Origin of the sequence: Nodularia spumigena CCY9414 (assembly GCF_000340565.2) — a bacterium.
Taxonomy (GTDB): domain Bacteria; phylum Cyanobacteriota; class Cyanobacteriia; order Cyanobacteriales; family Nostocaceae; genus Nodularia; species Nodularia spumigena.
In genome coordinates this window covers 1,847,083-1,860,341 of sequence record NZ_CP007203.1, presented here as the reverse complement: position 1 = coordinate 1,860,341, position 13,259 = coordinate 1,847,083, and the positions used below count along the sequence as shown (strand labels likewise).

Here is a 13,259-nt window from a genome sequence, read left to right as displayed (position 1 = left end):
GCATTTTATATATAATTTTTTAGATAAAGTAGGGGTTAACAAGAGTTAATCCCTACATTGCTGTTTATTTTCAGCTTCTTTCAATTCAGGTTCACACTTCCTTGGTAATAAATTGTCAACAAGTTCCAGGTTTTTAATCATGACTACCCAGTTAGATAATCAAATTTCTGCAACTCAAACCTTATTAACTATTGAAGAATATGAACAAAATATTACTAAAAATCCCCAAGAACTTACTAATTATTGGTATTTAGGATTAGCCTTCTTATTAGAGAACAGAGAAGAAGAAGCCCAAATTACATGGATGACTCCATTTCTGGAACTAGGAGAACCAGAGTCAGAACAATGGTTGCAACAATTAACAGAAATTTTATTAAATGCGGCTCAAGAACAAGAGTCAAATTCTCACTATCAACTAGGCTGGGTAATTCGTCAACACCTCAGAGAATTTATCCCTGATGATATTAATAATCTTTTAAAAATAATCGAGCTAGATATTGACTTAAACATTGAGGATCTAGAACCAAATATTTATCAATTAATTGAAATTATATCTCAACTCACAGAACCCCCTGTTTTTGAGGAAAATTTATTAATTCTAGTGATTGAAAAGTTAGTTCATCTTAATCCAGTTAGTCCTCCACCTATTGTCGAGCAACTGGTAAAAGTATTTATTCCTTATTTATCAACTTCTCAAACTATTATTAAATTAATTACAGGAAAAGCAGAAGCCTATTATCGATGTTCTCAGTATCATATTTCCATTTATTTTGCTAAACTCGCCCTTGATTTAGAACCAGATAATTTAGAGCATATCAGCAAAATTATCCCGGCGCTGCAAAGTCTCAGAGGAGATTATCTCAAAGAGTCTATTGATTGGGCTGAAAAATATTTAGCACTTAGTCAAGAATCAATAGATCAAGTTATTGGTAGTCAACATTTACTGGAAGCATTATTAACTGCTTGTCAGAGTTGGGAAAAATCAAGAGAAATTTACCAAAAATATAAACTATTTTTATCTAAAGTTGTTACCAGTCAAAAAACCAGTGAAAAATTACTAGGAGTTTTATCAGTTGGTTCTTTTTTACTATACATGGAAGATAATCCACGAGAAAATAGATTAATTCGCAATGGATTAGCTGCTTTATGTCAACAACTGCTCTGGAAAAATTTTTCCACAGAAGTTAATACCTATCAAAAACGTTTTAACTCACCTCGTCCGTCTTTGAGTGAACGTCCTTTAAGAATAGGCTATTTATCAGAATGTTTTCGGAGTCATTCTGTGGGTTTCTTAGCTTGGTGGTTATTAAAGTATCATAATCGGCAGAAATTTGATATTTATTTATATTCTTTGCGCGAAAGTTCCCAAGATCCTTTACAACAAGCTTATCAAAGAGAATTTGCAGATCATTATCATCAAGAATCTCTCTCTATGCTAGGAACAGCAGACAAAATTAATCAAGATGAAATAGATATTTTAGTTGATTTAGATAGTTTAACTTCCTATGGTAGTTGTTGTATTCTAGCCTTTAAACCCGCCCCCATTCAAGTGAGTTGGTTAGGGTATGATGCAACAGGTTTCCCCACAGTTGATTATTTTATTGCTGATAACTATGTTTTACCAGAGTCAGCACAAGATTATTACACCGAAAAGATTTGGCGACTACCGCAAAACTATATTGGTATTGATGGTTTTGTTGTGGGAACACCAACTATCAGCAGAGAATCGTTAGATATTCCTGAAGATGCAATTGTTTATTTTAGTTCCCAAACCGGATTAAAACGTAATCCTCAGAATATCCGGTTACAAATGCAAATTATCAAACAAGTCCCTAATAGTTATTTTCTGCTCAAAAGTCATCGAACTAATCATCAAGATTTAAAAGACTTTATTACCCCAATAGCTGAAGCCGAAGGTGTAGACTTAGAATGTTTCAGATTTTTACCTTCTGTACCAACAGACACCGAACATCGCGCCAACTTAGCCATTGCAGATGTAGTATTAGATACCTATCCCTACAATGGTGCAACCACCACCCTAGAAACATTATGGATGGGTATCCCCTTAGTCACCAGAGTGGGAGAGCAATTTGCAGCCCGGAATAGTTATACCATGATGATGAATGTAGGAGTTACAGAAGGTTTAGCTAGGAGTGATGAGGAATATGTTGAGTGGGGTGTGAGGTTGGGTAAAGATGAAAAATTAAGACAACAAATAGCTTGGAAACTGCGACAGTCAAGACAAACCTCACCTTTATGGAATGGTAAGCAGTTTGCGCGGGAGATGGAGAAAGCATATCAGCAGATGTGGGAAAAATATGTTACGTGAATTACCTCACCCCCAACCCCTCTCCTTGTGAAGGAGAGGGGAGTTGATTTTCCGGTTTCCCTGCTTACTAAGGGGGGATTAAGGGGGGTTTTCTTTTCTTGTCTCCCTCCTTACTAAGGGGGGATTAAGGGGGGTTGATTTTCTTGTCTCCCTCCTTACTAAGGGGGGATTAAGGGGGGTAAAATTTCATGTAAATTACCGCTTACCACTTTAGATAAAAGTCATATTTCAATGTGTTTACCAGAGTCTATTACCTCACCCCCAACCCCTCTCCTTGTGAAGGAGAGGGGAGTTGATTTTCTTGTCTCCCTCCTTACTAAGGGGGGATTAAGGGGGGTTTTCTTTTCTTGTCTCCCTCCTTACTAAGGGGGGATTAAGGGGGGTAAAATTTCATGTAAATTACCGCTTACCACTTTAGATAAAAGTCATATTTCAATGTGTTTACCAGAGTCTATTACCTCACCCCCAACCCCTCTCCTTATGAAGGAGAGGGGAGTTGATTTTCCGGTTTCCCTCCTTACTAAGGGGGGATTAAGGGGGGTTGATTTTCCGGTTTCCCCTGAATGTGAAGATGAAGAGGATATTAAAGATGCAATAGCAGAATTAGAAGATGCAAAAATTAATGGTACTCTGACTTGGGAACAGTACAAACAAGAATTAAAATAATGAATCATCAATCTGTGAAAGTTGAACAAGGCTATCAATATATTCTCCAAGGTGATTATCTCACAGCAGCGAGTTACTTTGAAGAAGCCATTGCCACAGAACCACAAATTAAGGTTTATTATTGGTATTTGGGTTTATGTCTGCTGTTACAAGGTGAGGAAGAACAAGCGCCCCTCACCTGGTTGTTAGGTATGGGTGAAACTGATGATTTCCAGCAGATTGATTTGTGGACATGGGAACTGAGTCAAATATTGCTATCAGAAGCACAACGCCAAGAGCAATTACAGCAAAAGCAATTAGCTTGGACAATTCGCCAACATCTCAGAAGCATCAACCCCACAGATATTAATAATTTATTAGCTATTTTTCATTTAGCCCTGCAATTAGAAATATTAGATGATGAAGATTTTGTAGAGTTAAATATTCAGGAAGTTCTAGAATTAACTACTGAGAGTCAGGAAATCGAAGTTAATTTAATTGTCCAAGTTACACAAGATATTTTAGAATTTACACCCTTTGCCGACTATACCTTAGATTTACTGCAAATCTTCACCGATATCATCAAAAAACGCGGTGTTCAGGTGAGTGAGTTTCTTTATATTGTTATTTCTGGTGCTGTAAAAATCATGACTGTTTTTTCTGGAAATAGTTATGCAGCCCAGGTACTGAAAATTTTATTATCCATAGCTCCTGAAGAAGCAGAGATATGGTTGCAATTAACTACAGCATACAACAGGTCTAGACAATATGCTGAAGAAATTAATGCCGCCAGAAAGTTGATTTTATGTTCGGAAACTTTACCCAAACAAATATTTGCTAATGGCATATTAATTAGATCATTAATGAATTCTACAGGATATTGGGATGAAGCTTGTACAGCTATAAACAAACAGCAAGAACTGATTACGGAGGTGATTAAACAATTTCCTGTAATTCAGCAAAAAATTTCTGTGTTACGTCTGTTTAATTCTATCTTCTTTTTTCCCTATTTTCGAGACGAACCTGCTACCATCCGCCCTTTGCAAAATGATTTAATGAAGTTATATCGGCAAAATATAGAAATTTATGCCGAAAATATAATTAATCAATATCGTTGTCCGCCCGGTCATAATGCAGTAGCAAAGAAAGTTTTGAAAATTGGCTATATTTCTCATTGTTTGAGAGAGCATTCAGTAGGTTGGATTGCTCGCTGGTTATTTAATTATCATAATCGGGAAGAATTTCAAATTTATACTTATATACTTTTACCGACTGAAAATAACCATAATTTGCAAGAGTGGTTTAGAGAAAAATCTGACCAATCCTATAGTTATCAATTGTCACAAAAGTATGAAGCTGTGCAACAAATTCATGCAGATGGTATTGATATTTTAGTGGATTTAGATAGTTTAACTTTTGATTTTGTTGGGGAAATATTAGCCATTAAACCTGCGCCCATTCAAGTTACTTGGTTGGGTTGGGATGCTACGGGTTTATCAACTATTGACTATTTTATTGCTGACGAGTATGTGCTTCCCGAAAATGCTCAAGACTACTACCAAGAGAAAATTTGGCGTTTACCTCAAACCTACGTCGCTGTTGATGGCTTTGAGGTGAATACCCCAACCCTCAGAAGAGAACAATTAGATATACCTGAAGACGCTGTTGTTTATTTTGTGACTCAAAAAGGTTATAAACGTCACTTAGACCATGCAAAATTACAAATTGCAATTATCAAGGAAGTACCGAATAGTTATTTGCTGATTAAAGGAGAAGCTGATGAACAAGCTTCTGAGAAATTTTATCTCGATTTGGCAAAATCTCAAAATGTGGATTTTAATCGTTTCCGGTTTTTACCTTTGGTGTCATCAGAAGCCATTCATAGAGCCAATCTGAGCCTTGCGGATGTGGTGTTAGATACGTATCCCTATAATGGAGCCACCACCACTTTAGAAACGCTGTGGCGAGAAATTCCCTTAGTTACGAAAGTCGGACAACAATTTGCAGCCCGTAATAGTTATACCATGATGATTAATGCTGGGATTACAGAAGGTATAGCGTGGAGTGATGAGGAATATGTGGAATGGGGAGTACGTTTGGGTAAGGATGAAAATTTACGACAACAAATTTCTTGGAAATTAAGACAAGGTAAAAAAACTGCTCCTTTATGGAATGGTGAACAGTTTACCCGTGAGATGGAAAACGCATATCGCCAGATGTGGGAAATATATGTGAACGAGCATTCGGGATGAATTACCCCACCCCCAACCCCTCCCCTTGTAAAGGAGAGGGGAGTTAATTTTCTAGTTTCCCTCCTGACTAAGGAGGGATTAAGGGGGATTAAGGGGGGTAAAATGTCATGTAAATTACCCCACCCCCAACCCCTCACCTTGTCAAGGAGAGGGGAGTTAAAAGTATAGGTTTTTGTATCAGGATGGGATGAGGTTATCTATTGGCAAATTGTTTAAATTGCTAACTGGTGCTGATTTGAATGCAGTTGCATCTTCATGATTTAAAATTATTTTGCTATGAATGCGAGGTAATAAACATTGCCATTGCATATTTGCTAATTCTGGAATGAGGGAAATATTGATACTATCACTAATATCTAAATCTTCCATCATTAATAAATTCATGGCGACACTAGATAAAAACATTTCTGCATCCTCGGTAGCAATATTACCTACGTTAATAATCAGGGTAATTTTTTCACTTTCAGGATGAGTGGCTAATGTTTGAATTACCTGTTGTAACTCTAAGCCCAGTTCATCCTCTGGTTGCGTCCAATCTGGGAAAATGATATAGTTAATGTCCCTGAGATTCAAATACAGCAAAGTTGCATCAACTAAAGCTGTACTGACAATTTCCGCCATGTTTGTCCATGAGAACTTTTTAGCCTGTGCTAATCCGGCATTAATTAAAACATTTCTTAAACTGGGCTTTTGTACTTCACATAAAGCATCAGCTAATGCTATGACATCATCATCATTGACATATATTACTGCTTCTCCTCCAACTTCGGGAATTGAGGCGTTAGGACAAGTAATTACAGGACAAGCACAAGCCATTGCTTCAATTATCGGCATTCCAAACCCTTCATATTTGGAAGGATAAACCAGGGCTACAGCACCAGAATAAGCTAGTCTTAATTCTTCATCGGTTAATTGCAAGCTATGAAAAGTACAGCCTGCTGTATATTGTCGCCATTCTGGAGGTAATTGGCTACCTGCACCTGTGGCGACTATATCAAAACCTTGTTTATTGGCTAATTGGCTGAAGGCTTGGAAAAAGAGAATTGAGTTTTTATATCCTCGTAAACCACCTAAGAGAAAATAGGGTTTACTGATGCCATATTTATGTTTAAAGGTGTTGATTTCGTTTTGGGAAGCAGGAGAAAAATGATCAGCTACACCACAATGAGCAACATTAATTGATTCTAAGGGTATATCAGAGAAAAGTTTACTTAAGTCTTTAGCTGTATGTTCAGAAATAGAAATATAAGCAGAGGCGTGTTTAATTGCGTTATGTTTTTCACGCCACATAGGTTCATTTAAGTTACCTCCTAAGACTTCGGGTATCATGTCATAAGCCATGAATACGGAAGGGGTATCAATGGGGGTGGTGTAGTAGGTGGAAATAAATAATTTTGCTTGTTCTTCTTCACAGATTTGTTGAAGTATCTGTTTATCAGCTTCGCTATTATTATAGTCGTAGGGGTGAATTGTCCGATAGCGAATACCAGGAATTTTGGGTGCAGTATTGGCTCTATCTAAGACTAATATATGTTGAGCAAAATCGGTGTTTGCCCATTGTTCTAAGAGACTGCGCCAAACTCTAGCAATTCCTGTATTATATAGTTGGAAAAATACACCATCAATGAGAATAGTTGGTTTCAAGAAATTTATATTCTCTGACTGAACCGACTGAAGATTAGTAGTCTGAATCGTTGGTATTGAATTATTTTTTGAATTTAGTATTCTATTTAATTCATTGATTTGCCTTTGTTGTTCTACAAATCTATAATTTACATAAAAATCTAAAATATTGACTGGGTAAGCAAAATGCTTTGCCAAATTTTCTGATTCTGCGGCTATATAATAATCATTAATTCCATCAAAAAATACGTGTTTATAACCTTTGTCTGTTAAAATCTGAGGAATATTATTTTTACAACGAATGTTAGTGTTTGGTTGAGTTGTTTCTATTACTAATACCGTTGGTCTAAATATTTCCCAGTTACCACTTAAAATCACATCTTCTTCTAAACCTTCAACATCAATTTTGAGAAAATCAATTTTCTGATTAACGTACTCTTTGCAAATTGACGCTAAAGTTTTTACAGAAACTGTATATTGAGAAACATCTAAATCTTTTTCTTTCGCTATTTCATAAGCTATTTCTTTATTTAAAGTAGAGTTCCCAGGTTGTCCTACTACTTGAAAAAAATCTAGTTTGCCTTCTAAATTACTGAGAGCAATATTCAGATTAATATCTCTTGGGCGTTGTTGCTGAAATAAATTATGGTATTCTTTGATTGGCTCTATATTTATTCCTGACCATCCACGATCATAAAAAGCTTTGGTTACTGAATCAAAAGTTGGATGTAAAGCTCCAACATCAATATAAAAACCTCGCGTTTTATATTTAAATACACGATTTAGTAAAACATCTTCAAAATTTTGAGCATAGGAAATAAAGGTAAGTTTAGAATTTTTACTACCTCCACTAAAGATATATTGTTCTGTAAAATCATCAGCCTCTATATTTCTAGTTACAGTAGGAGGATGTTTAAGAGGAAACTTTATTGGTTCTGCTTTCATATTTGCCAGAGGACTGGACGTATCTTTACAATTCTCTGCATTTGCCCCAAAGCCGATATTTGAAACTAAATTTACTTCAGGTAAAATACATAATCCTTCATTAATCCACAGACTAAAAAGTAAACTGTAATCCCATGTATTAAACCCATTTAAAACATGATCAAATCTCCTTGACCAGTACATAGTTGCTTGTTCATTCTGCAAAAAGTTATGAAGCCAAGAGCTTTCTTTTAAAGAATCCCATATTTCTATTGAAACGTCATATTTATTCCATGCTCTGCGCCAAGTTGCCCAACCCCAAATATGACTATAGCGAGAAAAATAATAACTATCTTCGGTTCTTTTTCTACCAAATTGTAAGTTATTACCAGAAATAATCATGATATTTTCATTATCACGATATTTTTCTAATAATTCTTCACAGTAACGAAAAAAAGTAGGATGAGGTAAACAATCATGTTCTAGGATAATAGCCTCTTCTACCTGCTCAAAAACCCAATCTATTCCACTACTAATTCGTTTCCGTGGACCCAAATTAACATCAGAGTAATTAGTTAAAACTTCACATTCCCAGTCAACTTGATTAATAATTGCTCTAGTAGCCGCACATTTTTCTGCTTCTCCTTCTTTATCAGTTCTTGGAGCATCACAAATAACTAATAATGTCGGTGGTTGTGCTTCACGAATAGCTTCAAATATTCTCTGAGTGGTATCAGTGCGATGGAAAAAAATAAGGGCGACGGGGATGCTTAATTGCCATGTACTCATAAAATTTTACTTTTTTAATGATGCGGAATAGATAAACCAGATATATCAAGAGGATTATTACTTAATTCTGCTAAATTACAAAAAGGTAAATTTCCTAATCCTATTTGTTTAATGAATTCTTGGTTTTCACCCTCGAAAACAATTCTAGAGGACAAAACTGGTAACAAACCTTTATATTCTTCCAATGAGCTTACGTTTAATAAATTAAATTCTGGGGAATTATTATCATTGGCTGCTATATTTTTCTTATAGCAAAGATTTAATAAGACATCTGCTAGTAAAAATTGTGCATCTTCTATATTTGTATTGTGGGTATCGATTAGTAAGGTGATATCTTTATTTTTAGGATGATCAATTATGGTTTGACATACATTTACCAACTGTTTAAATATTACTTCCATAGATTGATTCCAATCTGGGAGTATAATTAAATTAATATTTGTTAAATTTAGCGGATAATTACTTTCATCTGATTTAATTGCTCTCAACAAGGTATACACTTGGACTTGATCAAGGTTTCTTTCATCTTTAATGTCAATAATATTATACTCTCCTTTAAATCCATAGGTTTTACAAAGGTTCAAATACGCTGGATGCTGATTGGAGTAATACATAAAAGAATTGACATTCCAAAAACTTACATGGGTAGGATCTTGAAATGCTCCCCTTCCATCGGTTGATGGTACACTAATATCAACTATTCCACCTGGTTTTAAAATTCTCCATATTTCGTTCATGGTATGTATTCTATCAGGCAAATGTTCAATTATATTATGAGCTTTTACTAGATCAATACTATTATCAGGAAATGGAAAATGCCCATTAAGATCCGCAACGACATCAACATTATCAATAGCAAAAACATCTACACCTATAAAACCTTCGGTTTTATGAATTCCACAACCTAAGTCTACACAAATAAATTTTGATGATGTCGATGATTTAGAATTATCCATAGTGTTAATTTGTTATTTTATGTTATCAAGTTTGTGTTGATCAGACTTAATTAAATTTTTGTCTTCTTTTTTATTAGAGATAATCGTGTTTCTATTGAAAGCAGTAGATAACTCTAAGGGCGATCGCTCTCCATCTGCCATTTCTTAACCTTCTCTAACATCACCTGATAATCTTGCCGTTCAGGGTGCAAACTTGTCAACTTCTCCAACGGTTCCATCGCACCGGGAAGATCCTGCAATTGTATCCGCAATAAAGACAGTTTCTCTAGTGCAACTTGATTTTCTGGTTCTCGTTGTAATACCAACTCATAACCACGGGCTTGTTCTTGCAATGAAGACTCAACAGGTATGGTTGCTGCTGGCTGAGGCTGGGGAGCTTGGATAGCTTGTTGTATCGTACTAAATGCCCCAAACAGTATAGAACCACCAAATCCAATCAGCGATATTATTGATATAATTTTCTTTTTCCGTTCGGTTTTCTGCTGACGGACAATGAAATAATCTTCCCCTGAACTAGCCATGTGTTCTTACTTCCTGTAGAAAATACTTAGGTAATTTCAGCCCCTACTAAAGAGCATACCCACAATACCGCAGAAACTAACACAACATCTCGACATTTTTTGTGGGAGATTTAACCGAAATTTGAGCAATTTGAATGCAGAGATAGATGATAAGCTGTTAGTAACATGGGCGGGCATCTTTGCCCTCCCCACAAGAGTTGGAATTAATTTAAATATGCAACCTAGATATTTTTTAGCTTAATATGGTTCCTTTTTGCTTACACCCCAAGGGGAATTTTTTTGAGTTTATTCATTGCATTATTGAGTAACTTGTGCTATGCCAAGCAGATGAGCAAGGGATATGAGCTAAAAATATCAGGGTTTTCAGCATTTCCCAAAAAATGAGAGAATAAAAAGTTAAGCATTACAATGACAAAATTTTAAATACATAGATCATGGTCAAAATTCAGTTTTCTAAGGGTAAAGACGAAGAAGTAACTCCAGAAGTCCGCTTGACGCGATCGCGCACTGGGGACAGTGGTACAGCAACGTTTATCTTTACCAATCCCCAAATATTGGCCGAAGGTAGCAGCGACGAAGTTACCGGGATGTACCTGATTGACGAAGAAGGCGAAATAGTTACCCGCGAAGTTAAGGGTAAATTTGTCAACGGTAAGCCAGAAGGACTAGAAGCAGTTCATGTGATGAAGTCCGCCGAAGAATGGGATCGCTTTATGCGTTTCATGGAACGGTATGCTGAACAAAACGATTTGGGATTTAACAAAGCTGAATAGATATCGACGGTATTCCAATATGCCTCTGATATCACTTTTGTAGAGACGTTACATCCAACGTCTCTATCTTCTTTGTCTTTCCCCCTACTCCCTAATCGTCGTGTCACCACAACCACACCCCGACTCACCAGGAAACACCGTCACCTGTGCTGTAATTACAGTCAGTGATACTCGTAACCCAGAAACTGATAAAAGTGGTCAAATTATCCAGCAATTGCTGATGGCGGCTGACCATGTTGTGGGAGTATACAAAATCATCAAGGACGAGCCAACCCAGATTCAAGCACAAATCGAATTGCTGGGTAATAATACTAATTTAGATGTAGTCATATGCAATGGTGGTACTGGTATCGCTCCCAGAGATACCACCTATGATGCGATTGAGAAATTATTAGAGAAAACTTTACCCGGATTTGGGGAGTTGTTTCGATTTTTAAGTTATCAGGAAATTGGTTCACGGGCGATCGCCTCTCGCGCTGTGGCTGGAGTTTATCACAATAAGTTAATTTTCTCTCTTCCCGGTTCTAGTAATGCGGTGCGATTGGGGATGGAAAAGCTGATTTTGCCAGAAATGGCTCATTTGGTGAGTCAGATGCGGATGTAGAAGAACCTCACCCTGGTTTTGCTATGCAAAACCTGTCCCTCTCCTTGGTAAGGAGAGGGAGTAGGAACAATATTAAATATTTAACGAATTGGGTTGAGGCGAGGCTTCAGTTTTACCCTATTCTTTCCCGGCGGAAATCCAGTTCCCCTCCTCGCTTGCACCGGAGGGGTTAGGGGTGGGGTGTTATAGCAAAAGTCAAAAGTCAAAAGTCAAAAGTCAAAATTGAAATACTTGCTGTGACTGGCTTTGAGACTTTTGCCATGTCCTAACCACCTTGGCGGTTGCTATATTTTTAAATTATGTTTTCAAAAGTGCAATATTTAAAACAGGTGCGATCGCTATGGAGTGCTAGGCGATCGCATAACAAATGACAGCTAAAATAGCAGCGATTATGTAAAACACAGCTACTACTTGTAATTCTGACCAGCCGCTCAATTCTAAATGATGGTGTAAAGGAGCCATTTTAAATAAACGCTTACCTTTACCATCGGGTCCCTTCGTGGCTTTGTAATAACCTACCTGGGCGATCACAGAAAGGGTTTCTACAAAGAAAATCCCACTGAGAATAAACAGCGCGACCAAAGTATTAGTCAATAATGCTACAGCAGCTAAAGCCCCACCCAGTGCTAAGGAACCAGTATCACCCATGAATACACGGGCTGGGTTGCGGTTATGGGCTAAGAAACCTAAGCAACCGCCACTTAATGCAGCACAAAAAACCATCAATCCAGGGTAAGCTGGGGCAATTATCGCACCTAACGCTAGTAAGGCGATCGCCACTGTTCCGGCTGCTAAACCATCAATACCGTCAGTTAAATTAGTTGCGTTACTTTCTGCTACTAGCACAAAGCCAGCCAAAGGCCAGAATAAAAATCCTAAAGGTATGGCAAAGCTTACCCCAGGTAAAGCGATATTTGTAATATTAGAATCCTGAGTAGTCATCAGCCATAGACAAAACAATGCTGCAAATCCAATTTGCAACGCCAGTTTCATCTTCGGGGAGATGCCTTTATTTGATTTGCGGCGCAAAATTTGCCAATCGTCAAGCCAGCCGATAAATCCATAACTGAGAGTTAAAGCGGAGACGGCAAGTACATCTGTGGCAAAATGAGAACATATACAGGCGATCGCCACAGCCACCGGGACGAAAAATATACCCCCCATCGTTGGTGTCCCAGCTTTTTTTAAATGGGCTTGGGGGCCATCTTCGCGGATGATTTGCCCAGTTTTCAGCGCTTGCAGCAGTGGTATAATTACAAAACCCAGAGCGGCTGAACTCAGCGCACACACCAAGAATGGTAATGTCAGTGACATCCCTTGCCAGGGCATTCTATGACCCAGCCAATCCAATGCCAATGCTACTATACTCAGGGCTACCATTAAACCAGAGGCTAAGGTAATACCCGAAATATTTGTTCCTTGATTAGGAGATAATTTAGCGTCCACAAAAATTCCCTTCACTCCACACTTTTACAATTCCACAATGAAGACAATGGATCTTACCTCATACAGCACAGATCAAATCAACTTGGCGCTGCGGTAATCGTCCCCAGCCTCAATAGGCTAATCTTCATCTATACTCACATCACTGTCATCATCCATATCGTAATCCTCGATTCCTTCTTCTGAACTCAAGAATTCCGATATTTCTGCTTCTTGTTGTGAAAACTCTGTTTCCTGAATATTACGCGCTACCAGCCGACCTTGAGTTTGCAACCAGTCCATCATGGAGGACTCTTGCTTTAATGGAATTACTGGGGCGCGTTGGTTGCGGGGTTCTTCACTTAAAGGAGAATTCAACATATCTACGAAAACACAAAAAGGTTCATGTAACTAGACATTA

The 13,259-nt window shown here is 37.4% G+C and carries 10 protein-coding genes; 5 read left to right on the top strand and 5 right to left on the bottom strand.

The features are described 5' to 3' along the window. Positions 1-139: 139 nt before the first annotated feature. The 3 genes from NSP_RS08310 to NSP_RS08300 all read left to right on the top strand — a co-directional run bounded on the left by NSP_RS08310 (position 140) and on the right by NSP_RS08300 (position 5,226). Positions 140-2,329: an O-linked N-acetylglucosamine transferase, SPINDLY family protein gene (locus NSP_RS08310; RefSeq protein ID WP_006195619.1), complete on the top strand. Its 2,190-nt coding sequence runs from the start codon at positions 140-142 to the stop codon at positions 2,327-2,329. Positions 2,330-2,809: 480 nt separating this feature from the next. Continuing rightward, a complete protein-coding gene (locus tag NSP_RS08305) occupies positions 2,810-2,995 on the top strand; it encodes a hypothetical protein (protein ID WP_017803979.1) in 186 nt (61 codons plus the stop codon). Beyond that, positions 2,995-5,226, top strand: a complete 2,232-nt coding sequence (locus NSP_RS08300) for an O-linked N-acetylglucosamine transferase, SPINDLY family protein (protein ID WP_006195621.1) — start codon at positions 2,995-2,997, stop codon at positions 5,224-5,226. Before NSP_RS08305 ends, NSP_RS08300 begins: the two co-directional genes overlap by 1 nt. 177 nt (positions 5,227-5,403) lie before the next feature. On the opposite strand, the gene NSP_RS08295 is transcribed toward NSP_RS08300, so the two are convergent. From NSP_RS08295 to NSP_RS08285, 3 genes are all read right to left on the bottom strand, one after another. Beyond that, on the bottom strand, positions 5,404-8,562 hold the full coding sequence (locus tag NSP_RS08295; protein WP_006195622.1) for an FkbM family methyltransferase: 3,159 nt from the start codon (positions 8,560-8,562) through the stop codon (positions 5,404-5,406). A gap of 14 nt (positions 8,563-8,576) precedes the next feature. Then, positions 8,577-9,518 (bottom strand): class I SAM-dependent methyltransferase, encoded by a 942-nt coding sequence (locus NSP_RS08290; protein WP_006195623.1) that lies wholly within the window; start codon positions 9,516-9,518, stop codon positions 8,577-8,579. A 113-nt stretch (positions 9,519-9,631) separates the two neighbouring features. Next, positions 9,632-10,039: a tetratricopeptide repeat protein gene (locus NSP_RS08285; protein WP_017803978.1), complete on the bottom strand. Its 408-nt coding sequence runs from the start codon at positions 10,037-10,039 to the stop codon at positions 9,632-9,634. Positions 10,040-10,473: 434 nt separating this feature from the next. Between NSP_RS08285 and psb28 the strand changes: the two genes are divergently transcribed. Continuing rightward, positions 10,474-10,812, top strand: a complete 339-nt coding sequence (psb28, locus tag NSP_RS08280) for a photosystem II reaction center protein Psb28 (protein ID WP_017803977.1) — start codon at positions 10,474-10,476, stop codon at positions 10,810-10,812. Positions 10,813-10,912: 100 nt separating this feature from the next. After that, positions 10,913-11,416, top strand: coding sequence for a MogA/MoaB family molybdenum cofactor biosynthesis protein (locus NSP_RS08275; RefSeq protein ID WP_017803976.1), 504 nt, complete (start codon positions 10,913-10,915; stop codon positions 11,414-11,416). Between the two features lie 348 nt (positions 11,417-11,764). On the opposite strand, the gene mraY is transcribed toward NSP_RS08275, so the two are convergent. Then, positions 11,765-12,862 carry a phospho-N-acetylmuramoyl-pentapeptide-transferase gene (gene mraY / locus NSP_RS08270; protein WP_042201697.1) on the bottom strand — a complete coding sequence of 366 codons (1,098 nt, stop codon included), beginning with the start codon at positions 12,860-12,862 and terminating at the stop codon, positions 11,765-11,767. Between the two features lie 117 nt (positions 12,863-12,979). After that, a complete protein-coding gene (locus NSP_RS08265) occupies positions 12,980-13,219 on the bottom strand; it encodes a DUF3134 domain-containing protein (protein ID WP_006194697.1) in 240 nt (79 codons plus the stop codon). Between the last annotated feature and the right edge of the window lie 40 nt (positions 13,220-13,259).

Excerpts from the sequence above, each read along its gene's own strand:
- NSP_RS08305 (WP_017803979.1), top strand. The coding sequence starts at position 2,810 with ATGAAGGAGAGGGGAGTTGATTTTCCGGTTTCCCTCCTTACTAAGGGG.
- NSP_RS08265 (WP_006194697.1), bottom strand. The coding sequence starts at position 13,219 with ATGTTGAATTCTCCTTTAAGTGAAGAACCCCGCAACCAACGCGCCCCA.
- NSP_RS08290 (WP_006195623.1), bottom strand. The coding sequence starts at position 9,518 with ATGGATAATTCTAAATCATCGACATCATCAAAATTTATTTGTGTAGAC.
- NSP_RS08295 (WP_006195622.1), bottom strand. The coding sequence starts at position 8,562 with ATGAGTACATGGCAATTAAGCATCCCCGTCGCCCTTATTTTTTTCCAT.
- psb28 (WP_017803977.1), top strand. The coding sequence starts at position 10,474 with ATGGTCAAAATTCAGTTTTCTAAGGGTAAAGACGAAGAAGTAACTCCA.
- NSP_RS08285 (WP_017803978.1), bottom strand. The coding sequence starts at position 10,039 with ATGGCTAGTTCAGGGGAAGATTATTTCATTGTCCGTCAGCAGAAAACC.
- NSP_RS08310 (WP_006195619.1), top strand. The coding sequence starts at position 140 with ATGACTACCCAGTTAGATAATCAAATTTCTGCAACTCAAACCTTATTA.
- NSP_RS08300 (WP_006195621.1), top strand. The coding sequence starts at position 2,995 with ATGAATCATCAATCTGTGAAAGTTGAACAAGGCTATCAATATATTCTC.